This is a genomic window from Brevundimonas sediminis (assembly GCF_048799765.1).
Lineage (GTDB): Bacteria > Pseudomonadota > Alphaproteobacteria > Caulobacterales > Caulobacteraceae > Brevundimonas.
The window spans coordinates 1-22,654 of record NZ_JBLYQK010000021.1; the positions used below are offsets into that span (position 1 = coordinate 1).

The 22,654-nt window shown below is 69.7% G+C and carries 24 protein-coding genes; 12 read left to right on the forward strand and 12 right to left on the reverse strand.

Features of this window, described 5'->3' with window-relative positions; all coding sequences use genetic code 11:
- The 6 genes from ACLQ7T_RS11760 to ACLQ7T_RS11785 form a co-directional block, all read right to left on the reverse strand.
- Positions 1-1,270, reverse strand: a 1,270-nt coding sequence (locus ACLQ7T_RS11760; protein WP_420479601.1) for a tetratricopeptide repeat protein, incomplete at its 3' end; no start/stop codon positions are given.
- Positions 1,271-1,324: 54 nt separating this feature from the next.
- Positions 1,325-1,597, reverse strand: coding sequence for a peptidase inhibitor I78 (locus ACLQ7T_RS11765; protein ID WP_420479602.1), 273 nt, complete (start codon positions 1,595-1,597; stop codon positions 1,325-1,327).
- Positions 1,588-1,881 carry an I78 family peptidase inhibitor gene (locus ACLQ7T_RS11770; RefSeq protein WP_420479603.1) on the reverse strand — a complete coding sequence of 98 codons (294 nt, stop codon included), beginning with the start codon at positions 1,879-1,881 and terminating at the stop codon, positions 1,588-1,590. The genes ACLQ7T_RS11765 and ACLQ7T_RS11770 overlap by 10 nt, the downstream gene beginning before the upstream one ends.
- A gap of 25 nt (positions 1,882-1,906) precedes the next feature.
- Positions 1,907-2,038: a hypothetical protein gene (locus tag ACLQ7T_RS11775; protein ID WP_420479604.1), complete on the reverse strand. Its 132-nt coding sequence runs from the start codon at positions 2,036-2,038 to the stop codon at positions 1,907-1,909.
- 194 nt (positions 2,039-2,232) lie between these two features.
- Positions 2,233-2,691: a DNA polymerase III subunit chi gene (locus ACLQ7T_RS11780; RefSeq protein ID WP_420479605.1), complete on the reverse strand. Its 459-nt coding sequence runs from the start codon at positions 2,689-2,691 to the stop codon at positions 2,233-2,235.
- A gap of 85 nt (positions 2,692-2,776) precedes the next feature.
- A complete protein-coding gene (locus ACLQ7T_RS11785; RefSeq protein ID WP_420479606.1) occupies positions 2,777-4,252 on the reverse strand; it encodes a leucyl aminopeptidase in 1,476 nt (491 codons plus the stop codon).
- Positions 4,253-4,385: 133 nt separating this feature from the next.
- On the opposite strand from ACLQ7T_RS11785, the gene ACLQ7T_RS11790 reads away from it, so the two are divergent.
- The 8 genes from ACLQ7T_RS11790 to ACLQ7T_RS11825 all read left to right on the forward strand — a co-directional run bounded on the left by ACLQ7T_RS11790 (position 4,386) and on the right by ACLQ7T_RS11825 (position 14,949).
- A complete protein-coding gene (locus ACLQ7T_RS11790; RefSeq protein WP_420479607.1) occupies positions 4,386-5,519 on the forward strand; it encodes an LptF/LptG family permease in 1,134 nt (377 codons plus the stop codon).
- Positions 5,516-6,646: an LptF/LptG family permease gene (locus tag ACLQ7T_RS11795; protein WP_420479608.1), complete on the forward strand. Its 1,131-nt coding sequence runs from the start codon at positions 5,516-5,518 to the stop codon at positions 6,644-6,646. The genes ACLQ7T_RS11790 and ACLQ7T_RS11795 overlap by 4 nt, the downstream gene beginning before the upstream one ends.
- A 45-nt stretch (positions 6,647-6,691) precedes the next feature.
- Entirely contained in the window at positions 6,692-9,133 is a 2,442-nt protein-coding gene (locus tag ACLQ7T_RS11800; RefSeq protein ID WP_420479609.1) for an LPS-assembly protein LptD, read from the forward strand.
- An 81-nt stretch (positions 9,134-9,214) separates the two neighbouring features.
- Positions 9,215-10,555 carry a peptidylprolyl isomerase gene (locus ACLQ7T_RS11805; RefSeq protein WP_420479610.1) on the forward strand — a complete coding sequence of 447 codons (1,341 nt, stop codon included), beginning with the start codon at positions 9,215-9,217 and terminating at the stop codon, positions 10,553-10,555.
- On the forward strand, positions 10,555-11,574 hold the full coding sequence (pdxA, locus tag ACLQ7T_RS11810; protein WP_420479611.1) for a 4-hydroxythreonine-4-phosphate dehydrogenase PdxA: 1,020 nt from the start codon (positions 10,555-10,557) through the stop codon (positions 11,572-11,574). Before ACLQ7T_RS11805 ends, pdxA begins: the two co-directional genes overlap by 1 nt.
- Positions 11,575-11,711: 137 nt before the next feature.
- Positions 11,712-12,590 carry a 16S rRNA (adenine(1518)-N(6)/adenine(1519)-N(6))-dimethyltransferase RsmA gene (rsmA, locus tag ACLQ7T_RS11815; RefSeq protein WP_420479612.1) on the forward strand — a complete coding sequence of 293 codons (879 nt, stop codon included), beginning with the start codon at positions 11,712-11,714 and terminating at the stop codon, positions 12,588-12,590.
- Position 12,591: 1 nt separating this feature from the next.
- Positions 12,592-13,749, forward strand: coding sequence for a pyridoxal phosphate-dependent aminotransferase (locus tag ACLQ7T_RS11820; protein WP_420479613.1), 1,158 nt, complete (start codon positions 12,592-12,594; stop codon positions 13,747-13,749).
- A gap of 414 nt (positions 13,750-14,163) precedes the next feature.
- Positions 14,164-14,949: a crotonase/enoyl-CoA hydratase family protein gene (locus ACLQ7T_RS11825; protein ID WP_420479614.1), complete on the forward strand. Its 786-nt coding sequence runs from the start codon at positions 14,164-14,166 to the stop codon at positions 14,947-14,949.
- Positions 14,950-14,968: 19 nt separating this feature from the next.
- Here ACLQ7T_RS11825 and ACLQ7T_RS11830 read toward each other — a convergent pair whose 3' ends face one another.
- Entirely contained in the window at positions 14,969-15,604 is a 636-nt protein-coding gene (locus ACLQ7T_RS11830) for an NrsF family protein (protein ID WP_420479615.1), read from the reverse strand.
- Complete coding sequence (locus tag ACLQ7T_RS11835) at positions 15,594-16,133, reverse strand: sigma-70 family RNA polymerase sigma factor (RefSeq protein ID WP_420479616.1); 540 nt, start codon at positions 16,131-16,133, stop codon at positions 15,594-15,596. Before ACLQ7T_RS11835 ends, ACLQ7T_RS11830 begins: the two co-directional genes overlap by 11 nt.
- A 163-nt stretch (positions 16,134-16,296) precedes the next feature.
- On the opposite strand from ACLQ7T_RS11835, the gene ACLQ7T_RS11840 reads away from it, so the two are divergent.
- Genes ACLQ7T_RS11840 through ACLQ7T_RS11855 form a run of 4 tightly spaced genes read left to right on the forward strand, consistent with a single transcriptional unit; the run spans position 16,297 to position 18,624 of the window.
- Entirely contained in the window at positions 16,297-16,590 is a 294-nt protein-coding gene (locus ACLQ7T_RS11840; RefSeq protein ID WP_420479617.1) for a BufA1 family periplasmic bufferin-type metallophore, read from the forward strand.
- The gene (gene bufB, locus ACLQ7T_RS11845; protein ID WP_420479618.1) at positions 16,590-17,438 is read left to right on the forward strand and encodes an MNIO family bufferin maturase; all 849 of its coding nucleotides are present in this window, start codon (positions 16,590-16,592) and stop codon (positions 17,436-17,438) included. The genes ACLQ7T_RS11840 and bufB overlap by 1 nt, the downstream gene beginning before the upstream one ends.
- The gene (locus tag ACLQ7T_RS11850; protein ID WP_420479619.1) at positions 17,435-18,199 is read left to right on the forward strand and encodes an HvfC/BufC family peptide modification chaperone; all 765 of its coding nucleotides are present in this window, start codon (positions 17,435-17,437) and stop codon (positions 18,197-18,199) included. The genes bufB and ACLQ7T_RS11850 overlap by 4 nt, the downstream gene beginning before the upstream one ends.
- Positions 18,196-18,624, forward strand: coding sequence for a DoxX family protein (locus ACLQ7T_RS11855; protein WP_420470998.1), 429 nt, complete (start codon positions 18,196-18,198; stop codon positions 18,622-18,624). Before ACLQ7T_RS11850 ends, ACLQ7T_RS11855 begins: the two co-directional genes overlap by 4 nt.
- A 4-nt stretch (positions 18,625-18,628) precedes the next feature.
- Here ACLQ7T_RS11855 and gmk read toward each other — a convergent pair whose 3' ends face one another.
- The 4 genes from gmk to fabF are packed head-to-tail and all read right to left on the reverse strand — an operon-like array spanning position 18,629 to position 22,561.
- Complete coding sequence (gmk, locus tag ACLQ7T_RS11860; protein WP_420470999.1) at positions 18,629-19,270, reverse strand: guanylate kinase; 642 nt, start codon at positions 19,268-19,270, stop codon at positions 18,629-18,631.
- Entirely contained in the window at positions 19,260-20,144 is an 885-nt protein-coding gene (locus ACLQ7T_RS11865) for a YicC/YloC family endoribonuclease (RefSeq protein ID WP_420479620.1), read from the reverse strand. Before ACLQ7T_RS11865 ends, gmk begins: the two co-directional genes overlap by 11 nt.
- Positions 20,141-21,280: an endolytic transglycosylase MltG gene (gene mltG / locus ACLQ7T_RS11870; protein WP_420479621.1), complete on the reverse strand. Its 1,140-nt coding sequence runs from the start codon at positions 21,278-21,280 to the stop codon at positions 20,141-20,143. Before mltG ends, ACLQ7T_RS11865 begins: the two co-directional genes overlap by 4 nt.
- Positions 21,281-22,561 (reverse strand): beta-ketoacyl-ACP synthase II, encoded by a 1,281-nt coding sequence (gene fabF, locus ACLQ7T_RS11875; RefSeq protein WP_420479622.1) that lies wholly within the window; start codon positions 22,559-22,561, stop codon positions 21,281-21,283.
- Positions 22,562-22,654 lie beyond the last annotated feature (93 nt).

Here is a 22,654-nt window from a genome sequence, read left to right on the forward strand (position 1 = left end):
GGTAGCCGCCCATGACCTCGCCGACGACCTTGGCGCATTTCCGCGCCGCCGCCTCCCCGCGGGCATAGCGCCAGCCCGCCCGCTGCACCCGCCGGCTCGCGGGCGGCTCGGGCAGGTCCGCGACCTGCTCCGCCGTGCCGTAACGCCCGAACAGGGCATAGGCGTTGTTGGCCATCGCCTGCCCCCAGAGAGTGTCCAGCCGGGGCTCGGCCGCGTAGAGGGTCAGAAACCGGCTGGCCAGCGGAAGCCCCTGCCCGGCGCCCCCGGCCATCAGGGCGCCGCCCATGCCGAAATGGATGTTGTGGCCGTGCAGGGGCATCCCCTTCACCCCGCCCGGCGGCCGCGCCAGCGTGTCGTAGCGCTGGTCCAGCGCCACGGCGTTGACGTTGGACATCATGGCGTCGCGATAGCGGCCGACGCGGAAGAAGGTGTGGGACGGCATGTGAACGAGGTGGCTGGCCCCGGGCGCCAGAAGCGCCAGCCGTTCGCCGTACGGGATCGCCTTGTGCGGATCGTCCGACCATTCGGTCAGGTGGATATAGAGGTGAATAGCGCCCGGATCATCCGGGGCGCGCGCGAGCGCCTGTTCAAGAATGTCCATGGCGCGGGTGATGCCGGGATCCGCCGCCTTGCCCTCGTCGTCCCACCAGGTGTCCGCCTTGAGCATCCACGCATCGGCGGTGATGGCCGCGACCGCGACATCCCCGGGATTGCGCCGGGCGATGCGGTCCATCGCCTGGGCGAAGCGACGCGCCCGGCTGTCCTCCCGGCCGGAATAGCGCTGGATCAGGGCGTCGATCATCTGACGCTGCATCGGGGTGGCGCGACGGGCCATCCGGCGGGCGTCCCGCGCCGCCGCGAGACCGGCCAGACGGCTGTCCTCGCCGTTCCCGCCGCCGTTGAGGTTCGGCCCGATCGCCCAGGCCTCGCCCCAGGCGCACATGGCGCACGTCGGGTCCAGGAGACGCGCCTTGCGGAAGGCCCGGACCGACTCGGTGTGCTCGAAAGCCCAGCGCAATCGGACCCCATGGTTGAACCACGCCTGGGCCTCCGGACTGGCCGTGTCGATGGTGAACCCGCCGCTGCCGAAGCCGTCGACCATGACCATGTCCGCCACCGGCGCGCCGGCGTCCTCGGCGTCGCGGGGACCGCACACCGCAGGCCGTTCGATCAGGTCCCGGGCGGAACGCCCGGTCGTGGCGTCCGCCACGGCTCCCGGGGCCAGCATGATTCCGCCCAGCGCGATCCCGCCCAGCCAAAACCGCTTCATGGTCGCTCCCCCTCGCTCCGGCGATCATGCCGTCGAAGCCCGGGTTCGCCAACCTCAGCCGCAGTCGACCTGCCGAATAAGCCCCGTGGACTGGTCGAAACGGACATTGAGCCGATCCGGCCTGTAGTCCCGGGTGGTGGGGCAGGTCGTGCAGACGATCCGCACATTGGCGCCCGCGGCGAAGTCCACCGCGCCCACATGACGTCCGATCAGGCTGCCGGCGCCGGCGGCGTCGCAGGTCTGCGGCGTCGTCGGCTCCACGACCGGCTGCGACGGCGCGCAGGCCGCAGCCAGCCCGACGACCGCCGCGGCGGCGATCAGCCGCATTTGACCTGACGGATCACGCCCGTCGCCTCGTCGTAGAGGATGTTCAACCGCCCGGGGTTGTAGTCCATGGTCACCGGACAGCTGGTGCAGGTCACCCGCCAGGTCTCTCCCGCCGGCGTGGCCGGCAGTTCGGAGCGGTTGCGCCCGACATAGCCCTGGTACTGGTCCGCCTTGCAGGCCATGAGCCCGTCGTCGGGCAGGGTCGGCGCGGGGGCGCCCGCATCCATCGGGGCGCAAGCGGCCAGCAGGCCGGCGGCGGCGAGGCTCAGCATCAGGGTTCTCATCGACAGTCTCCCTTCGGAATTCCGGTCAGCCGCAGCGGACCTGTTCGACCAACTGGGTCTCGGCGTTGAAGAAAATGTTCAGACGGTAGGGCGAGAAGTCCTCGGTGACCGGGCAGGTCGTGCAGGTCACCCGGCGGTTGACCACCTCCACCGGCACCGGGATTTCGCTTTTCGGACGCCCGACGAGGTACTGGAGCTCCGAGGCGCGGCAGGTGTCCGCTTCCGGATTGCGCGGCGTGCGCGTGCCGACGGGCTGGTTCTGACGCGCCTCCTCGACCGCGCGCGGCGCGGGGCCGCTCGAAACGGGGGCGGACGAGGAGCAGGCCGTGAGCGCCAGCCCGACCCCGAGGATCAGGCCGCCTTTTCCCAGCGCCCCTCCGGCGACTGCTTCCAGTAGGCCAGATTGGCGCCCGCGTCCTTCAGCGTCTTCCAGCGCGCCCGCGCGCCTTGCAGCGACGCCTCGTCGCGTCCGTCGAAGATGATGAAGCATCGTTCCAGTGTCTCCGTGTCGCCCAGCTCTGCTCCGTCCACAATGAACAGCGCCTGAGCGGCGTTCGGGTTCTCCAGGCGGTCCGTCAACAGGATCGGCTGCCGCTCCGGATGCGGTTCGTTTGCGCGCCCGTGGGCCAGGAAACTGTCGTCGCGCCAAGTCCAGAGGTGTTCGTCGAGCGAGTCCAGCGTGTCCGTCCCGGTCGCCCGGACCAGCGCCTTCCAGCCCCGGTCGCGCGTCTTCTCCAGAAGGCCCGGCAGGACCTCGCCCAGGGTGGAGCGCTCCAGATGGTAGAACCAGAATTCGGGACTGTTCGCCATGCCCCCAGAATGACGAAACCCCGCCCGCATATCCAGAGATCGCGGACGGGGTTGTCGGGTTTCCGGAGAAAATCTCCGGTGTCGATCAGGACTCGTAGGCGTCCTTCACCATCCGATCGAGGGTCCGCACGCCCCAGCCCACGGCGCCGTCCGGCACGGTCGGGTTGCGGCTGTCCTTGACCCAGGCGGTCGGGGCGATGTCGATATGCGCCCACGGCGTGCCGTTGGTGAATCGCTGCAGGAACAGGGCGGCGGTGATCGATCCGCCGGCGCGGCCGTTGCCCATGTTCTTCAGATCGGCGATCGGGCTTTCGATGTGACGGTCGTAGGCGGCCGGGATCGGCATCCGCCAGGCGTTCTCGCCCACCTTGGGGCCGGCCGCGAGGAAGTTGTTGGCCAGTTCGTCCGAGTTGGAGAAGACGCCGGCGTACTCCAGCCCCAGGGCCACGATCATCGCGCCGGTCAGGGTGGCCAGGTCCAGCATGAATTTCGGCTTGAAACGCTCCTGGGTGTACCAGAGGCAGTCCGCCAGGACGAGGCGGCCCTCGGCGTCGGTGTTCAGGATCTCGACGGTCTGACCCGACAGCGATTCAACCACGTCGCCCGGACGCGTCGCGTTGCCGTCCGGCATGTTCTCGACCAGGCCGATCACACCGACGGCGTTGACCTTCGCCTTGCGGCCCGCGAGGGCGTGCATGGCGCCGACCACGGCGGCCGAACCGCCCATGTCCCACTTCATCTCCTCCATGCCTTCCGCCGGCTTCAGGGAGATGCCGCCGGTGTCGAAGCAGACGCCCTTGCCCACGAAGGCTATCGGCTGGTCGTCCTTCGCCCCGCCGTTCCATTTCATGATGACGACCTGGCTGTCACGGACGCTGCCCTGACCGACGGCCAGAAGCGTGCGGAAGCCGAGCTTCTCGAGCTCCTTCTCGCCGAGGATCTCGACCTCGAGGCCCAGCTTCTCCAGGCCCTTCACGCGCCTGGCGTAGGCTTCCGGGTACAGGACGTTCGCCGGTTCAGCGACGAGATCGCGCGAGAACTCGACCGCCTCGGCCACGGCGGCGTAGGCGACATAGGCGGCCTCTGCGGCCTTCACATCACCCGTCACCACCTTGATGGTTTCGATCGACGGTGTCTTCTCGGGCTTCAGCGTGGTGCGGTATTTCAGGAAGCGGTAGCTGGCCAGACGGGCGGCGAACGCCGCACGCGCGGCCTGGTCCGGCGACAGGTGACTGACCTCGATGGTCAGCGAGGCGGCGCCCGACAGCTTGACGGCGTGGTAGGCGGCGCCGGCGGCGGCCTCGAGCGCCAGGTCATCGAACTTGTCCGGCGCGCCCGCGCCCGTCAGCACCACGGTCCCGGCGTCCACGCCGGCCGGGGCGGCCACGATCAGGGTGCTGTTCGATCCGCCGGTGAAGCGGCTGTTCGTCATGGCCCGGGTCAGGGCGCCCGCGGCGGTGTTGTCGAGGCCGGGGCCGACGCCCGCCAGCACGCGCCCGTCATTGACGAGGACGGCCAGAACCTCGGCGGCAGCGGCCGAGGCGACGAATTCGATATTCATTTACTACTCCCGCCGGGATGAACGCCCCGGTCTTGTGCGAGTGGGATTGTCCGCGCGGTTTCATGGGCGCAAACGGGTGTGTATTAGATGCTCTCCCTCGCCGCCGGCTGCAACGGGCGATTTCTGTTCCCTTATGACGTTGATTCAAGGCTACCTTTTCCGACAGATCGGCCGTCCCGTGCTGGCGGCGTGCGCCGCGCTGGCCGGAATCGGCATTCTGAGCCAGAGCCTCGACCAGCTCGAATTCATCGTCGAGCGCGGCCAGAGCGTCTGGGTGATGGTCAAGCTGACGCTTCTGGCCCTGCCGCAGCTTCTGGCGGTGATCATTCCGATCGGCCTGTTCGTCGGGGCCCTCACCGCCCTGACCCGGCTGCAGCGCGAACAGGAGCTGACCGCCGTCTTCGCGTCCGGGGTGACGCGTTGGCAGGCGATCCGCCCGGCGGTGAGGCTGGCGATCTTCGCCACCCTGCTGACCCTGTTCATCACCACGATCGCCCAGCCGTGGGCGCAACGGGAGGCCCGGAACGCGACCTTCGCGGTTCGCACGGATCTCGCCGCCCTGCTCGTCGAGGAGGGCAATTTCGTTCAGGGACCGAAGGGCCTGACCGTCTATGTCCAGCAGATCGAGCAGAACGGCTTGCTGAAGAACCTCTTCGTCTATGTGCAGGACGGCGACAAGACGACGACCTGGGACGCCGCCGAGGCGCGGTTCAGCCGGATCGACGGCCAGCCCTACCTCACCCTTCTGAACGGGTCATGGCAGCGGTTTTCGTCGCGCGGCGTCCTGGAATATCTGTCGTTCGGGCGGCAGGACCTGCCCCTGGCGCAGTATGTCGATGTGAACGACACCGTCCGTTACAAACCGTCTGACCTCTACCTGCCGCAGCTCTTCAACCCCTCGCCGCGCGACCTCGACAAGGTCGGATCCGCCGGTGAGCTGATGGCCGAGGGCCATTCACGTCTGTCTTCGCCCCTGTACGCCCTTGTGGCGATGGCGATGGCGCTGGCGGCCCTGATGGGCGGCTCGTTCAGCCGGACGGGCTATGGCCTCCGGATCGCCAAGGCGGCCGCCGCCTTCCTGCTGGTGCGCATCCTCGGCTACGGCATCGTCGCCGCCAGCGCCTGGAACGGCTGGCTCAACATCCTGCAGTACGTCCTGCCCATCGCCGCCGCGGCGATCGCCCTTCGCGTGCTGTTCCGGTCCCTGAAGCCCAGACACAGCCGGCTCCGCCCCCTGCTCGCCCGTTTCAGGACGAAACCCGCATGACCGGCCGCGCGACCCTGAAGGCGCCCCGACTGCGGCTCGGCCGCATCGAGCGCTATGTTCTGACCCAGCAGGCCCGCTCCCTCGCCGTGGCGCTCGGTGTGATCGCGTCCCTGATCATGCTGATCGATTTCGTGGAGATTTCCCGGGGCGTCGGCTCCGACGTGGACCTTTCCGCCCTTCGCACCCTGGGGCTGATGCTGCTGAAGTCGCCGCAGGTCATCGTCCAGTTGCTGCCGTTCGTCTTCCTGTTCGGCACCCTGGCGGCCTTCGTCGGCCTGAACCGGCGCAGTGAACTGATCGCCATGCGCGCGGCCGGGGTCTCGGCCTGGCGGTTCGTCCTGCCGGCCGCCGGCTTCGCCTTCCTGTTCGGCGTCCTGACCGTCACGGCCCTGGGCCCCGCGGCCTCCGCCGCGGACGGCCTGTTCCAGCGCGAACGCGCCCGCCTGTCCGGATCCGTCGCCGGGGCGGATGCGGCCCAGGCCGTCTGGATTCGCGAAGGCTACGACGCCCGCCAGATGGTCATCCGCGCAGACCGTCAGGACCGCGCCGGCGGTCGCCTGCTGGGCGTGACCTTCTTCATCTACGTCAATGACGGCGAGGGCCTGCGCACCTTCTCGGAACGGATCGACGCGCAATCGGCCTCGCTCAGCGCCGGGCGATGGCGGCTGGTCGACGCGGTCGGCGCGCAGATCGGACAGCGCGCCGTGCGCTATGCGACCCTGGACCTGCCGTCCAGCCTCGCCGACGACGAAGCCTTCGAGCGGTTCGCGCGGCCGCAGGCGACGTCCTTCTGGTCCCTGCCGGCCCAGATCGCCCGCGTCGAGAACGCCGGCTTCTCGTCCACGGCCTACGCCCTGCGGCTGCAACAGCTTCTCGCCACGCCCCTGATGTTCGCGGCCATGTCGATTCTGGCGGCCGCCTTCTCGCTGCGCCTGATGCGCCTGGGCGACCTGGCGCGGATGAGCGCCGCCGCCGTCGTGCTGGGCTTCGCCTTCTTCTTCGTGAACCAGGCGGCCTCCGCCTTCGGTTCGGCGGAGGTTATCCCGGCCTGGCTGGCGGCCTGGCTCCCGCCCTTGCTGACAGCGCTCGCCGCCTTCACCTTGCTGTTCTATACCGAGGACGGCTAAGCGATCCGTCGCCCGTCCGTCGCCCATCCTTCCGAGTGAGCTTGCATGCAGTCTGAACGCCGCCGGTTCCGCACCGCCGCCCTGCGTCGACGGCTCCTCGCCGGGGTCGGCGTGGTCGCGCTGGTCGCCTCCGGCGGCGCGGCGTGGGCGCAGCAGGCCCAGCCCGCCCAGCCCCCGCAGCCGGGCCCGGACGGCCTGGGACCGAACGCCGTCTACATCGAGGCTGATTCGACGACACGCACCGGCGACACCATCACCGCCAACGGCGGCGAGGAGCGGGTGCTGGCCCGGTTCCGAAACACCACCCTGCGCGCCGGCGAAGTCGCCTACGACCTGAACCAAGGCATCGCCAGCGCCCGCGACCGGGTCGAGTTCACCGATCCGGACGGCAACCAGATCTTCGCCAGCCTGCTGCAGATCGATTCCGACCTGCGCGCGGGCGTGGCCGTCGACTTCGCCACCCGCTTCCGCAACGGCGCCAGCCTGATGGCCGCCACCGCCGTCCGGCGCGGTGAGAACCTGAACGAGCTGAACTACGCCATCTTCACGCCGTGCCCGATCTGCGACGAGGCGGGGAACACGCGACAGCCCAGTATTTCGATCCAGGCCGAAAAGGTTGTCCAGGACGAGGGTCTGCGCGCCATCCTGTATCGTAACGCCGTGTTCCGCGTGGGCGGCGTGCCGGTCTTCTACCTGCCGGTCTTTTCCCACCCGGACCCGACGGTGGAACGGGCCTCCGGCTTCCTGGTGCCGATCCCCAGCTATGACGAGGGCCGGGGCTACAGCCTTGAAGTTCCCTACCTGCAGGTGATTTCGCCGTCCGAGGACTGGCTGATCAGCCCCCAGTTCAACACCGACGTCGCGCCGTTCATGAACCTCCAGTGGCGGCGGCGCTTCTCTGACGGCACGATCGTGCTGCGCGGCGGCTACACCTACGAGCGGAATTTCGGCGATTTCGACATCGACAACGACGGCGATGTCGACGGCAATGTGCGGTTCGGCGACCAGACCAGCCGGAGCTACTTCCTGGGTCAGGGCGCCTTTGATCCCGCCGGCCCCTGGCGGTGGGGCTTCACGGCGGAACGCACCTCGGACAAGACCCTGTTCGATCGCTACGACGTGCGCGATCCGTATCAGGACAACGGGCTCTATTACGGCGACCAGCGTCGCCTGATCTCGCAACTCTATGCGGAACGGCAGACCGAGCGGTCCTACGTCTCCATCGCGGCCTTCAGCATCCAGAGCCTGAGGGTCAAGGAGTTCAGTCCGGTTACGCCCGCGCTCAACATCTTCGAGAGCGACGGTGATCTGCCCTTCGTCGGTCCGCTGGTCGAGGCGCGCTGGGAGCCCGACGGCCCGGTGCTGGGCGGACGCCTGCGCCTGCGGGGATCCGCTGTGGCCCTGACCCGCGACACCTACATCGGCAGCCCGGTTCTCCGGCCCGAGCTCATCCCCGGAGGCCCCACGGCCGGTCTCCCGGGCGTCGACAGCCGCCGGGTTTCCGGACAGGTCGAATGGCGACGGGCGATGATCACCGCCATGGGCGTGCGCTTCGAGCCGTTCGTGGACCTGAGAGCTGACCTGTATTCCGTCAGCGAGCTGCCGCCGATGATGGGCGTCGACGACGGCGCCATCACGCGGAGCCGGGCGACGGCCGGCGTTGATCTGTCCTGGCCCCTCATCCGCCGCATCGGCCAGGACGCGGACCTGATCCTGGAGCCGATGGCCCAGCTGTCCGCCTCGACCAATCCCGACCGCGACGTCCGCATTCCGAACGAGGACAGCCCGGCCCTGGAGCTTGACGAAAGCTCCCTGTTCCGGGTCGACCGGTTCCCGGGGTATGACCAGATCGAAGGCGGCATCCGCCTGACCACCGGCGCGCGGGCGACCCTGCGCTGGAGCGGGGGACGGCAGGCGTCGCTGTTCGTCGGCCGCAGCTTCCGCGAGGACGACGAGCCCGCCTTCCTGACTCCGGTCCCGGATGCGCCGGCCCAGCTCTACGACCCCAGCGGTCTGTCGTCCGACGCCTCCGACTGGGTGGTTCAGGGCAGCTTCTCTCCGTCGGATGGCATCCGCGGCTGGGGGCATGCCACGATCGACTCGTCCGGCGATGTCCGCCGGGCCGAAATCGCCGTGGATGGCCGTTGGGGTCGCCGCAATCTGGCCTCGGCCAGCTACATCGTCGATCGCTCCAACCCGCTGGCCGGCCCGGAAAACCGCAACTACGAATTCCTGCAGATCTCCGGCCAGCAGTTCATCTACGGCAACTGGGGCGTGGCCGCATCGGGCATCGCGGACATGGAGCGCGACCTGATCACGCGCTCAGAAGTGGGCCTGCTGTTTGACGACGATTGCTTCCGGTTCGAGATCGGGTGGCGCCGCGACAACACACAGGTGCGCCCCAGTGGGCCGTCCGAGGGCATCTATATCCGCCTAAACCTCGCCACTTTCGGCGGTACAGGGTATGGACAGGGCGACGGGCGCTGACCGACGCGCGACTCGGGCCGGGCGACACTGACGCCTCCCGACGTTGAACCGGCGGCGCCGCTTGAGGAACCAGGACTGATAATGCGTTTGCAGCGTTACTTGACGGGTGTGGCCATGGCCGCCCTGCTGGCCGGTTCGGCCGTGGCCCAGACCGCACCGGGGCAGCCCCCCGCCGCCGGCACGCTGAATCCCGCCGCGGGGCAGGCTCCGCCCGCCGCACCGGCCGCCACGCCGCAGTTCCAGCTCGCCGACGGCGTTCTGGCGACGGTCAATGACAGCATCATCACCGGATACGACCTTCGCCAGCGGATGCTGATGCTGATCGCGATGACCCAGGTGCAGCCGACGCCCGAGAACATCCCGGCGATCCAGCAGCAGGCCATGAACGCGCTGATCGACGAACGCCTGCAGAACCAGGAGCTGGCGCGCTACGAGGACCTCGTGGTCAGCGACGAGGAAGTGGATCGCGAAATCGCGGACATGGCGCGCGAGGTGGGCACCACCGGCGAGAACTATGTCGCCTACCTGACCCAGGGCGGCATTCGCCCGCAAACCTTCCGGGACCAGCTCCGGACCCAGATCGGCTGGTCCCAGCTGGTCGGCGGCCGCTTCCAGAGCCGCGCCCGCGTCAGCCGCGGCGCCGTCGAGGCCGCCCTGCGCCAGATCAACGAGGCGGCGGCCAAGAAGCAGTATCTGGTCGGCGAAATCTACATCGAGGCCAGCCGCGTCGGCGGCCAGCAGGCCGCGCTCAACGGCGCCAACCAGCTGGTCGCCCAGATGGTCCAGGGCGCGCCCTTCCAGGCCGTCGCCCAGCAGTTCTCGGCGGCGCCGTCCGCCACCCGCGGCGGTGACGCCGGCTGGGTTGTCGAGGGCACGGTCCAGCCCGCTCTCCAGACCGCGCTCGACCAGCTCTCGCCGGGCCAGCTGTCGCGCCCGATCCCGGTCGATGGCGGCGTCTACATCATCTACATGCGCGACAAGCGCGAGGGGGCGTCGGCCAGCCTCGTGTCCATGAAGCAGGTCATGGTCGAACTGCCGGAAACGGCGACGGAGGCCGATGTCGCCGCCGCCGGCCAGCGGCTTGAGGCCATTCGCGGGCAGCTGACCTGCGACAACATCCTGACCCGCGCCCGTTCGGAGCAGGGTCTGCTCGGCGCTGATCTCGGCGAGTCCGACGTCCAGAACCTGGCGCCCCAGTTCCAGCAGGTCGCCCGTTCGGCCGAGGTGGGCTCGATCAGCTCGCCGGTGCGGACGCCGCTGGGCGTGCACCTTCTGGCGGTCTGCGGCCGCCGCGTCGGCGGCGCCGAGGCGCCCGATCCCCGCGCGGTCGAGAACCAGCTCTTCCGCCAGAACCTCTCCACGCTCGGCCGTCGCTACATGCGCGACCTGCGTGAGGACGCGCTGATCGAGTACAAGAACTGATGACCCCGTCGTCCGCCCCGCTGGCGCTCTCGATGGGGGAGCCGGCGGGCGTCGGACCCGAGATCATCGCCGGCGCCTGGGCCGCGCTGAAGGCGGAAGGCCCTGTCTTCGCCGTCATCGGCGACGCCGCCCTGCTGCGCGCCCAGGGCCAGCCGGTCCAGTCCATCCCCGACATCAGCGAGGCCTCCGGCGTCTTCGCCCGGGCCATCCCGGTGCTGGACCAGCCGCTGCCCGGCCCGGTCACGCCCGGCGTGCCCAGCCCCGCCAACGCCGGGCCTGTCGCCGACTGGATCGAACAGGCGGTCAATCTGGCGATGTCCGGCGAGGCCTCGGGCGTGGTCACCGCCCCGATCGCCAAGGCGCCGCTCTACGCCGCCGGGTTCCGCTTCCCGGGCCATACCGAGTTTATCGCCGAACTGACCGCCGACGCGCCGTTCCGGGGGACGCGGGGGCCGGTGATGATGCTGACCGCGAAGGACCTGCGCGCCTGTCTGGTGACCATTCATTCGCCGCTGGCCCAGGTGCCCGAACTGGTCACCGCCGAGCGCATCCAGCGCACGGCCCGGGTCGTTCATGAATCGATGAAGCGCGATTTCGGCATCGCCCGCCCGCGTCTGGCCGTCGCCGGTCTGAACCCGCACGCCGGCGAGGGCGGAGCGCTGGGGCTTGAGGAGATCGAGGTCATCGGCCCGGCGCTGGAAGCCCTGCGCGACGAGGGCCTGAGCATCGTCGGCCCCCTCCCCGCCGACACCCTGTTTCACGACGAGGCGCGCGCGACCTATGACGCCGCCATCTGCCTGTACCACGACCAGGCCCTGATCCCGGTGAAGACGCTGGACTTCTGGGGCGGGGTCAACGCGACCCTGGGCCTGCCGGTCGTGCGGACGTCACCGGACCACGGCACCGGCTTCGAGATCGCCGGCAAGGGCGTGGCCCGCGCCGACAGCCTGATCGCGGCGATCCGGCTGGCGGGGGTGATGGCGGCGGCGCGGGCGCCGGGAGTGAAGAGTGAATGGTGAGTGGTGAGTCGGTCGCTCGCACCGGTCAGGCTCGGTTCACACCGAGTTTCGCCACACCACTCACCAGTCACCATTCACTCTTCACCAGCCACTCACCGATGCTGACGAGCCCGCCGCTTCGTCCTATGAACCCCTCCATGGACCTGACCCTCCGCGAACATCTCGACGCTCATGGCCTCGCGGCCAAGAAGAGCTTCGGCCAGCATTTCCTGCTGGACCTGAACGTGACGCGGAAGATCGTCCGCTTCGCCGGGCCGTTCGAGGGCCGGGCGGTGATCGAGGTCGGTCCCGGTCCCGGCGGCCTGACGCGGGCGCTGCTGGAAAGCGACGCGGGCCGGGTGGTGCTGGTCGAGAAGGATCCACGCTTCATTCCCCTGCTGAATGAACTCGCCACTCCAGATTCGGGGGGCGACGGGCGGCTGACGGTCGTCGAGGCCGATGCGCTGAACGTGCGCGAGGACCAGCTGGTCGAGGGGCCGGCGCATCTGGTGTCGAACCTGCCCTATAACGTCGGCACGCCGCTGCTGATCAAATGGCTGACCGGGCCGTGGACGCCCGCGTCGCTGACGCTGATGTTCCAGAAGGAGGTCGCCGAGCGGGTGGTGGCCCGACCGGGAGACGACGCCTATGGCCGTCTGGCGGTGATCTCGCAGGCGGTGGCCGAGGCGAAACTGGTCATGCACCTGCCCGCCGCCGCTTTCACGCCTCCGCCGAAAGTCGCCAGCGCCGTGGTGCATCTGGTCCCTCGTGAGGATCGACCGGAGCGGGACCTGCTGAAGGCGCTGGAGCGGGTGACCGCCGCCGCCTTCGGCCAGCGCCGCAAGATGCTGCGCTCCAGCCTGAAGCAGCTGGGCGGCGCCGAGCTCTGCGAGGCTGCCGGGATTTCGCCGGAGGACCGGGCCGAGGTGATCGACCTGAACGGCTTCCTCCGGCTGGCCCGCGCCCACGCCGGACTGGAGCAGCCCACTGCCCCGACCGACGGCGGCGCCACCCTGATGCGCCGCAAGCGGACCTGACGTGACCGCCGACATCGACCCGTTCCGCGCCATTGGCCTCAGCCGTCTGGCCCATACCCTGAAGGCCGAGGGACGGTCGATCATTCATATGGAGTTCGGCCAGCCGTCCACCGGCGCACCGCCTGCCGCCATCGCCGAGGCGCATCGCGTGCTGGACACGGACGCCATGGGCTACTGGGAAAGCACGCCCCTGCGCGAGCGGATCGCCCGGCTGTATGACGAGCGCTATGGGGCGACGGTCCATCCGGACAACATCCTGATCACCAACGGGGCGTCGCCGGCCCTGGTGCTGGCGCTCAACGCGGCCTTCGCGCCCGGCGACCGGATCGCCCTGGCCCGGCCCGGCTATGTCGCCTACCGCAACACCCTGAAGGCCCTGCACATGGTCCCGGTCGAGATCGATTGCGGGCCCGAGGTGCGCTTCCAGCTGACCGCCGGGGCCGTCGCCGCGCTCGATCCGGCACCCGCGGGCCTGATCGTGGCCAGCCCGGCCAATCCGACCGGAACCATCATCGCCGCCGATGAACTGGCCGCCATCGCCGCCGTCTGCGCCGAGCGCGGCATCCGGATCATTTCCGACGAGATCTACCACGGGCTCAGCTATGTCGGCCCGACGCCGTCGATACTGTCGTTCGCCCCGGACGCCTTCGTCATCAACAGCTTCTCCAAATACTGGAGCATGGCCGGATGGCGTCTGGGCTGGCTGGTCGCGCCAGATGACCTGCTGGCGCAGTGCCGCGCCCTGATCGGCAACCTGTTCCTGACCGCCCCGTCCCTGGCCCAGCACGCCGGTCTGGCGGCGATGGACGAGACGGAGGTGCTGGAAGGCCACGTCGCCGCGTACGCCTGCAATCGCGACCTGATGCTGGCCGCCCTGCCCGGGCTGGGGCTTGGACAGGGCTCGGGCTCCATCGCCCCGCCCGACGGCGCCTTCTACATCTGGGCCGACATCGGCCACCTGACCGACAACAGCCTGTCCTTCTGCGAACAGCTGCTGCGCGACACCGGGGTGGCGACCGCCCCCGGCGTCGACTTCGACCCCGTCCACGGTCACCGCTTCATGCGCTTCAGCTTCGCCGTCTCCACCGAGGAGATCGAGGAGGCCCTGCGGCGGATGGAGCCGTGGTTCGCGGGGCGGTCCGCGATGCCCGGCGCATAGCAAAAGGGCCGCCCCTTCCGGAGCGGCCCTTTCCATTGTTCAGCCCTGGCGGCTGATCAGGCGCGAGCCCCCATGAGGGCGGAGGCCACGTCCGTCAGAGCCGCGTGCGGCGTGAGACAATGAGACATTCGACCACCTCCTTTCGAGTGTTGAGACAACAGGGAGGAGATGGGCGCCGCAGCGGCGCCGGGCAAGCGGAGCCGTCAGATAGCGGGATGCGGGCCTTGAACGTCTCGGGCGGCCGGATAGTCTGGAAGCGGGAGTAGCTTAAGCAAAGCGCCGGTCACAACCGCAGTTGCGGGTGGAAATCCCGCCTCCCATTTCCCCGCACCATCCACGTTTTGCGGTTTAACACCGCCTTCCCTTCCCCGCGGTAAGCCGCCTAACACTGTCGCCCAGTCCGAGGGAAAAGCCATGACCGACCGCCTGAGCATCGACTTCAAGGACGGCGTCGCCGACGTCCGTCTGAACCGGCCCGACAAGCTGAACGCCCTTGATCAGGCCATGCTGGAAGCCCTGGCCGAGGCGCCCGCGCGGCTGGCCGCCCAGCCCGGTCTGCGGGCCGTGGTGCTGTCCGGCGAAGGGCGCGGCTTCTGCGCCGGGCTGGATATGGAGACGATGACCGGGCTGGCCGGCGCGGGGCTGGATATCGTCAGCCGCACCCACGGCCTAGCCAATCTTTTCCAGCAGACCGGCTGGGGCTGGCGCACCCTGCCCGTCCCGGTGATCGCGGCCGGTCACGGCGTCGTCTTCGGCGGCGGGCTGCAGGTCTTCTCGGGCGCGGACATCCGCATCGCCCGGCCGGATGCGCGGCTGTCGGTGATGGAGATGAAATGGGGGCTGGTGCCTGACATGGCCGGTTACGCCCTGTGGCGTGGTCTGGTGCGTGACGACGTGCTCCGCGAGCTGATCTACACCGCGCGCGAGTTCACCGGCGAACAGGCCGTGGACCTGGGCTTCGTCACCCGGCTGGCCGATGACCCCCATGCCGAAGCCCTGGCCCTCGCGCGTGAGATCGCCGCCCGCAACCCGGACGCCGTGCGCGGCGCCAAGCGTCTGGCCAACCTGTCACGGGACAGCGATGCGGGCGCGATCCTGCTGGCCGAGGCCCGCGAGCAGGCCGCCCTGATCGCCACCCCCAACCAGGTGGAGGCGGTGATGGCCAATCTGCAGAAGCGGCCGCCGAATTTCGCGGACTAGGCTCCGGCGCCTGACGGGCTCACCAGCGCAGGGCGAACCGCCCGGCCAGGGCCCCGACCGCGCCCGCCGCGGCGATGCCCAGCGTGTACCAGGTCGCGACGAAGGCGGCGGTGGCTTCCGGGCAGTGCAGGACCCCGTAGGCCGTGGCGGCGATCCCGCCCGCGGCCAGCCCGAGGGCGAGGCCCGCCGGCGCCGGGCGTGTAGGCGCCAGGCGTCGCGCGGACAGGAAGGTGGGCGCGCCCGCCGCCAGGGACAGCATCAGGATGTTGCGGCCGCAGATCGTCCAAGTGCGGCCCAGCCAGTCCGCCATCCGTTCACCGGCCGGAGTCATCGCCAGCTCCACCCCGCCCCACAGCAGGGCGACTCCCAGGACGACGGACAGGAAGACGGCCGGCGCGGTCGTCCGGGCGCCGGGCCGCCCCAGACGCAGGGCCAGCCACAGGGCGCCGCCGGCGATCAGAACGGTATAGACGCCCTTCAGCCAGATGGACGGCGTGGTCAGGATATCGCCGGGGTGCGGACGCAGGCCCAGCACGACCACCAGCGCCAGGGTCGCCGCCAGAGCCGCCAGCGCCAGCATCCGCGGGTCCAGCCGCGCCGGACGGGTCGGCTCGAGGCCGACCGCCAGGGCGTCGATCAGGTCATCAGTCTTCATGGGACACCACACTGGCCGACAGGGCCTTCATGGAGCGATGCACGCTCACCTTGGCCGCCCCCTCCGAACAGCCGTTGCGGGCGGCGGCCTCGGCGAGGCTGTAGCCGCCGATGCGGACATCCTCGATCAGCCGGCGCTGGCGCAGGGGAAGGATCGACAGCACGCGGGACAGGTCCCGACGCACCACCCCGTCCTCCACCGAATGTTCGGCCAGCAACACGCCTGAATCCTCCAAGGGCACAACGACCCGCCGACCCTGCCGGCGGAAATGATCAATCAGCTTGTAGCGCGCGATGGCGTAGACCCAGGCCGTGAAGGCCAGACCGGGATCATAGGTCGCCCGCTTGGCGTGGATGGCGATCAGCGCGTCCTGCACCAGATCCTCGACATCCGCCTCCAGCCCGCCGAGCCGACGACGGAAGAAGGGCGTCAGGGCGCCGCGCAGGGCCGTCAACAGCTCGCGCCAGGCCACGGGATCTCCGTCGAGACCCCGTAACATCAGACGCTTCAGCTCGGCTTCCCTGTCCACCACGCTCCCTCATTCGCGCGGACCCCGTCAAAGGTTACATCGCACACCGCCATGCCCCGAAAAAATAATTCGGTGGGCCGGACGTAACCTTCCGTCCCGGCGGCGCGAACCCTCCAGCGTCAGGTCGATCCAGTCCGGAGCGACCGCCTGAGGAGACCCTCCCATGAAGACCCAAGCCGCTCTCATCGCCGGCGCCGGCGCCCTGCTGGTCCTCGGCGTCAACGCCGCCGCCGCCCAGACCCGCCCCACCCAGGCGCAGGAAAACGAGAAGGAGAAATGCTACGGCATCGCCCGCACCGGCCAGAACGACTGCGCCGCCGGCCCCGGCACCACCTGCGCCGGCACCTCGACGCGCGACTATCAGGGCAATGCCTGGAAGCTGGTGGCCAAGGGCACCTGCGCGAGCATCCGCACCCCGCGCGGCAACGGCTCCCTGACCCCGATCCCGAACCGCTGATGAGCGCGCGTCCGACCGCCGGGCTCGGTCTGAAGCCCCAGCACTACGCCGAGGCCGCGGCCTGTCCGGCGGTCGGGTCGCAAGCCGGCCTGTGGTTCGAGGTCCATCCCGAGAACTACATGGTCGCGGGCGGGCCCCGGCTGACCTGGCTTGAACAGGTCCGCGCCGCCCACCCCCTGTCCCTGCATGGGGTCGGCCTGTCCCTGGCCGGCGACGAGCGGCCCGACTCCGGACATCTGAAGCGCTTCCGCGCCCTGATCGACCGGTTCGAGCCCTTTGTGGTGTCCGAGCATCTCGCCTGGTCCCGGCGGGACGGCGTCTACCATCCCGACCTGCTGCCGGTACCGCGCAGCCGGGAGATGCTGACCCTGGTCTGCGCACACATCGACGAGGCCCAGACCGCGCTCGGCCGACCGCTCCTGCTCGAGAATCCGACAGCCTACCTCCCTCTCGCCGGGCATGAGTGGGACGAGGTCGACTTCCTGACAGAGATCAGCCGCCGCACCGGATGCGGCCTGCTGGTCGACGTCAACAACGTCTATCTGAGCGCCCGCAACATGGGTCTGTCGGCCGAGGACTGGCTGGACCGCGTTCCGGCCGACCGGGTCGGCGAAATCCATCTGGCGGGACATCGTCCGGATCCGGTCTGGGGCGAGGCCCTGCTGATCGACAGCCACGACGCTCCGGTGAGCGAGGCCGTCTGGACCCTCCACGCCCGCCTGATCGATCGCATCGGCCCGCGCCCGACCCTGATCGAGCGGGACGCCGACGTCCCCGCCTTCGCGACCCTCCTGGCCGAACAGGCGCGGGCGGCGGGCGCGCTCGAGACCCGGGCGCTCGCCGCATGACCCGCTTCCATCAGGCCTTTTCGCTGGCGCTGGAGGGACGGTTCGACTCCCTCTGGCCGGACCTCGAGCCCGACGAGCGGACCCTCGGCGCCCTCGCCGTCTACCGCAACACCGCGACCCGCGGACGGATCGACGCCCTGGAGGCCAACTATCCGACGGTGGCGCAGATGGTCGGCCGGGACTGGTTCAGGGCCGCCGCCCGCGAGTTTGTCGAGGCTCATCCCGGCGGGGACCCGGTCCTGGCCGATTTCGGCGCCGGCTTCCCAGATTGGCTGGCGGCGTTCGAGCCCGCGCGCGAGATGCCGTTTGTCGCGCCGAGCGCGCGGCTGGACCGCGCCTGGACGGAGGCGCACCTCGCCTCGGACGACGCCGTTCTGGAGGTCGAGGACGCCGCCGCGTCCGGCCTGGCGCTCACGGTCCGGGCGGCCCGCCTGCATCCGTCGGTCCGGCTGTTCTGGTTCGACTGGAGCGCGCCCTCGCTCTGGCTGGCGCACCGCTATCCCGAACAGGGCACCCGCCTGGACTGGCGACCGGAACCCGAGGGCCTGCTGATCCACCGTCCCCGGGGCGCCGTGCTGGCCCGTCCGGTGTCCCGGGCCGAATGGGTGTTCCTGGACGCCTGCCGGAAGGGCCGCGCCTTCGGCGTGGCGGCCCTCGCCGCCAGCGCCACGCGCCCGAGCCCGCATATCCCCACCCTCTTCAGCCGTCTGCTGAGAGACGGCGTCTTCTGCACCCCCTCCCGACAGGACCAGACCCGATGAGCGCCCTCGCCGCCCTGCACGCCCGCATCACCGCCGCGATCCCGGAGTGGCCGCTGGCCCTACTGCTGAGGCTCGGCGTCGCCACGCCGTTCTTCCTGTCGGGCCGCACCAAGGTCGAGGGGCTGTTCACCCTTTCCGACAACACGCGCTACCTGTTCGCGGAGGACTACCGGCTGCCGCTGCTCCCGCCCGAAATCGCCGCGCCCCTGGCGACGGGCGCGGAGCACATCCTGCCCGTCCTGCTGGTCGCGGGACTGATGACCCGTTCCGCGGCCCTGGGGCTGCTGGCGATGACACTGGTGATCCAGCTGTTCGTCGTGCCCACGGGCTGGCCGACGCATCTGCTCTGGGCGGGCCCGCTGATCTATCTCATCGCCCGTGGTCCCGGCGCAGCCAGCCTGGACCGGCTGCTGAAGCTCGACTGAGCGTTCAGACGGCCTCGTTCAACAGCGCCTTGCGATAGCCGTCGACCCACAGGTTCCGACGGCGGCGGCTGCGCTCGGCGTGATAGATGTGCGCCAGCTCGGCGTACGAGCGGTCGAAGTCGTCGTTGACGAAGACGTAGTCGAACTCGTCGCAGTGCTCGATCTCGCCCTTGGCGTTCTTGATGCGGCGCTCGATGACCTCCTCGGCGTCCTGCGAACGGGTCACCAGACGGCGGCGCAGCTCCTCGAGGCTGGGCGGCAGGATGAAGACGCGGACAGCGTCTTCCGGGCATTTGCGGGCGATGTCGCGGGCGCCCTGCCAGTCGATGTCGAACAGAACGTCGCGGCCCTCGGCGAGGGCGCGGTCGATCGGCGCCCGCGGGCTGCCGTAGCGATTGCCGTGCACGTCGGCCCATTCGAGGAAGGCGTCCTCGTCGATCAGGCGCTGGAACTCGTCCCGGGTGACGAAATTATAGTCCCGCCCGGCGACCTCGCCCGGACGGATGTCGCGGGTGGTCATGGACACCGACAGCTCCAGCTTGCCGTGATCCGCCATCAGGCGGCGGCAGAGCGACGTCTTGCCGGCGCCCGAGGGGCTGGCGACGATCAGGAGGACGCCCCGGCGGGGCGTGCGTTCATTCGACATTCTGGACCTGTTCGCGGAGCTGTTCGATGACGGCCTTGAGCTCAAGACCGATTCCGGTGAGCGCGGTCGTAGCCGATTTCGAGCAGAGGGTGTTCGCCTCCCGCATAAATTCCTGCATCAGGAAGTCGAGTTTCCGCCCGGCGGGGGGTTGCTGCAACAGGGTGCGGGCCGAAGCCACGTGGGCCGTCAAACGATCCAGCTCCTCGCGCACATCCGCCTTGGTGGCCAGCGCCGCGGCCTCCAGGAAGATGCGGTCCTCCAGTCCGGGGGCGTCAGGCGCCAGTTCGGTGATGCGGCGGGTGAAGCGCTCGCGAATGGCCTCGACCTGCGTCCCCGCCTCGGCCTCTGCATCGGCGACGAACGCCTCGATGCGGTCGATGAAGCCGGTGATGACGGGCAGGAGCTGCTCGCCCTCGCGCTCACGCGACGCCTTCAGGGCGTCGAGGGCCGCGTCGATGCTGGCGGCGATCTGCGTCTCCACGGCGGCCCGCACCTCCGCGTCGTCCTCGTCCTCCGGCGCTTCCAGAACGCCGCGAAGGGCCAGCAGACCGTCGGCGGTCGGCGGCACGGCCCCCTCCTCCGCCAGCTGGTTCGCCAGCTGGAGATAGCGGGCCAGAACGGCCTCGTTGACCTTCAGCGCGGCGGCGCCGGCGTCGGCGCGCTTCGCCTGCACGCCCAACGTCACCTGCCCCCGGTTCAGCTTCGCCTGACCCGAGGCCTTGGCGAGACGCTCCAGATTGTCGAACCCCGGCGGGCCGCGGAAGCGAACCTCCAGATTGCGGCCGTTGACCGAGCGGGCCTCGACCGACCAGCTCCAGTCGCCTTCGGCGCCGTCGGCCCGGCCGAAGCCGGTCATTCCGGAGATGCGGGTCATTGGGCGGCAGCCGGTTGTTGCGGCACGCGGATCACCTGCGCGCCGTGCGGGACCGTGACGCCGTTCGGGAGGTCATTCGGCGTGACCTCAGGCACGACCGGCGCAGCCGGTTGAGGCGGCAATCCCTGCCGGCGGCGTTCGATGGCGCGCCAGCGGGCGACATTGGCGAGGTGTTCCTCATAGGTGCGGGCGAAGGCGTGGCCGCCCGTGCCGTCCGCGACGAAGAAGACGTCCTCGCTGACCGGCGGGTTCAGAACCGCCGCCACGGCGTCGCGCCCGGGATTGGCGATCGGCGTCGGCGGCAGGCCGTCGATCTGATAGGTGTTCCAGTCGGTGTGGCGGTCGATCTCCGACCGGCGCAGACCCCGTCCCAGCGGCCGCCCCTTGGTGATCCCGTAAACGATGGTCGGATCACTCTCGAGCCGCATCCCCATCCGCAGCCGGTTGGAGAAGACCGCGGCGACGCGAGGCCGCTCGGCGGCCACGCCGGTCTCCTTCTCGACGATCGACGCCAGGATCACGGCCTCGTCGAGGGTGCGGACGACGCTGTTCGGGCCTCGCGTGGCCCACAGACGGGCCAGATTGTCGTCACGGGCGCGCTGCATGCGGGCGATCACCGAGGCGCGGGTCTCGCCCCGCGACACCTCATAGGTGTCCGGCCAGAGCGTCCCCTCCTCCGGCGTTTCCGTCACTTCGCCGGTCAGAACGGACTCGCGCATCAGGATGTCGACGGCCTGGGCGGAGCTCCAGCCCTCCGGCAGGGTCACATAGTGGCGCACCACCTTGCCCGAGACGAGCAGGACCAGGACCTGACGCAGGGAGGCGCCGGACGGCACTTCGTATTCGCCCGCGCGCAGCTTCCGGTCGGCGCCGGTCAGGCTGGCCGCGGCCTTGAACATATCGGTCGAGCGGATCACCCCCGCCGCCTTCAGATTGGCGGCGATGGCGCTGACCCCGGCCCCGCTGGGCAGGGTCACGATGGTCACGTCCCCCTGCCGGGCGGACGGCCCGGGCGCGTAGAAGACGCTCCAGGCCGCCACCAGGGCGGCGATCAGAAACAGGCTGAAGGTCGCGGTCGCGGCCAGAAAGGCCGTCTTGCGTCCGGATGAGCCCTTCTCCACCGACCGGCCGAACACTCAGTCGACCTTCTTGAAGATGACCGACGCGTTGGTGCCGCCGAAGCCGAAGCTGTTGGACATGGCCACGTCGATCTTGCGCGGCTTGCCCTTGTGCGGGACCAGATCAATGGCGGTTTCTTCCTCGGGATTGTCGAGGTTGATGGTCGGCGGGGCGATCTGGTCGCGGATGGCCAGCACCGAGAAGACCGACTCGATCGCGCCGGCGGCGCCCAGCAGGTGGCCGGTCATCGACTTGGTCGAGGACACCGCCAGATCCCTGGCGTGATCGCCGACCAGCTTCTCGATGGCATGAAGCTCGATCCAGTCCGCCATGGTCGAGGTGCCGTGGGCATTGATGTAGTCGAGGTCGGACGGCTCCAGACCCGCGCGCTTCAGCGCCGCCTTCATGGCCCGCAGACCGCCGTCGCCGTCTTCCGACGGGGCGGTGATGTGATAGGCGTCGCCGCTCATGCCGTAGCCGACGACCTCGGCGTAGATCTTCGCCCCGCGCGCCTTGGCGTGCTCGTACTCTTCCAGCACCATGATGCCGGCGCCTTCGCCCATGATGAAGCCGGCGTGGTCCTTGTCGTAGGGACGGCTGGCCTTCTCGGGCGTGCCGTTGAAGGCGGTGCACAGGGCCTTGCAGGCCAGGAAGCCGGCGATGCCGATGGGCACGATGGAGCTTTCGGCGCCGCCACAGACCATGACGTCGGCGTCGTCCAGGGCGATCATGCGGGCCGCGTCGCCGATGGCGTGGGCGCCGGTGGCGCAGGCGGTGACCACCGAATGGTTCGGCCCCTTGAGGCCGTGGCGGATCGAAATCTGGCCCGAGGCCAGGTTGATCAGCGACATGGGAATGAAGAAGGGGCTGACCCGACGCGGTCCCTGTTCCTTCAGGATGATGGCGGTGTCGGCAATGGGGCCCAGGCCGCCGATACCCGCGCCGACCATGACGCCGGTGCGCTCCTTGTCCTCGTCGCTCTCGGGTTTCCAGCCGGCGTCGGCCAGGGCCTCGTCCGCGGCGGCGATCGCATAGACGATGAAGTCGTCGACCCGCTTGCGCTCCTTGGCTGACATGATCTTCTCATGATCGAAGACGCCGGGCTCGCCCGCGACGCCGCCGCCGCGACCGTCCACCGACGGAATCTCGCCGGCGATGGTGCAGCCGTAGCCCTCGGTATCGAAGGCGGTGATCGGACCGATGCCGGACCGGCCTTCGACAATTCCCTTCCAGCTATGCTCGACGCCCCAGCCGAGCGGGGTCAGAAGGCCAAGGCCGGTAACAACGACGCGACGCATTCCTGCATCCTTCACAGTGAATCTCTCGCGCGAGAGAATAGTGATCGGAGAGGCGCGGGGCTAGGCGGGCGTGGCGAATGGCCTTGAAGGCGA

Excerpts from the sequence above, each read along its gene's own strand:
- bufB (WP_420479618.1), top strand. The coding sequence starts at position 16,590 with ATGAGCGCGCGTCCGACCGCCGGGCTCGGTCTGAAGCCCCAGCACTAC.
- rsmA (WP_420479612.1), top strand. The coding sequence starts at position 11,712 with ATGGACCTGACCCTCCGCGAACATCTCGACGCTCATGGCCTCGCGGCC.
- ACLQ7T_RS11770 (WP_420479603.1), bottom strand. The coding sequence starts at position 1,881 with ATGAGAACCCTGATGCTGAGCCTCGCCGCCGCCGGCCTGCTGGCCGCT.
- ACLQ7T_RS11780 (WP_420479605.1), bottom strand. The coding sequence starts at position 2,691 with ATGGCGAACAGTCCCGAATTCTGGTTCTACCATCTGGAGCGCTCCACC.
- gmk (WP_420470999.1), bottom strand. The coding sequence starts at position 19,270 with ATGTCGAATGAACGCACGCCCCGCCGGGGCGTCCTCCTGATCGTCGCC.
- ACLQ7T_RS11805 (WP_420479610.1), top strand. The coding sequence starts at position 9,215 with ATGCGTTTGCAGCGTTACTTGACGGGTGTGGCCATGGCCGCCCTGCTG.
- fabF (WP_420479622.1), bottom strand. The coding sequence starts at position 22,561 with ATGCGTCGCGTCGTTGTTACCGGCCTTGGCCTTCTGACCCCGCTCGGC.
- ACLQ7T_RS11840 (WP_420479617.1), top strand. The coding sequence starts at position 16,297 with ATGAAGACCCAAGCCGCTCTCATCGCCGGCGCCGGCGCCCTGCTGGTC.
- ACLQ7T_RS11825 (WP_420479614.1), top strand. The coding sequence starts at position 14,164 with ATGACCGACCGCCTGAGCATCGACTTCAAGGACGGCGTCGCCGACGTC.
- ACLQ7T_RS11785 (WP_420479606.1), bottom strand. The coding sequence starts at position 4,252 with ATGAATATCGAATTCGTCGCCTCGGCCGCTGCCGCCGAGGTTCTGGCC.
- ACLQ7T_RS11855 (WP_420470998.1), top strand. The coding sequence starts at position 18,196 with ATGAGCGCCCTCGCCGCCCTGCACGCCCGCATCACCGCCGCGATCCCG.
- ACLQ7T_RS11865 (WP_420479620.1), bottom strand. The coding sequence starts at position 20,144 with ATGACCCGCATCTCCGGAATGACCGGCTTCGGCCGGGCCGACGGCGCC.
- ACLQ7T_RS11790 (WP_420479607.1), top strand. The coding sequence starts at position 4,386 with ATGACGTTGATTCAAGGCTACCTTTTCCGACAGATCGGCCGTCCCGTG.
- pdxA (WP_420479611.1), top strand. The coding sequence starts at position 10,555 with ATGACCCCGTCGTCCGCCCCGCTGGCGCTCTCGATGGGGGAGCCGGCG.
- ACLQ7T_RS11830 (WP_420479615.1), bottom strand. The coding sequence starts at position 15,604 with ATGAAGACTGATGACCTGATCGACGCCCTGGCGGTCGGCCTCGAGCCG.
- ACLQ7T_RS11795 (WP_420479608.1), top strand. The coding sequence starts at position 5,516 with ATGACCGGCCGCGCGACCCTGAAGGCGCCCCGACTGCGGCTCGGCCGC.
- ACLQ7T_RS11765 (WP_420479602.1), bottom strand. The coding sequence starts at position 1,597 with ATGCGGCTGATCGCCGCCGCGGCGGTCGTCGGGCTGGCTGCGGCCTGC.
- ACLQ7T_RS11800 (WP_420479609.1), top strand. The coding sequence starts at position 6,692 with ATGCAGTCTGAACGCCGCCGGTTCCGCACCGCCGCCCTGCGTCGACGG.
- ACLQ7T_RS11850 (WP_420479619.1), top strand. The coding sequence starts at position 17,435 with ATGACCCGCTTCCATCAGGCCTTTTCGCTGGCGCTGGAGGGACGGTTC.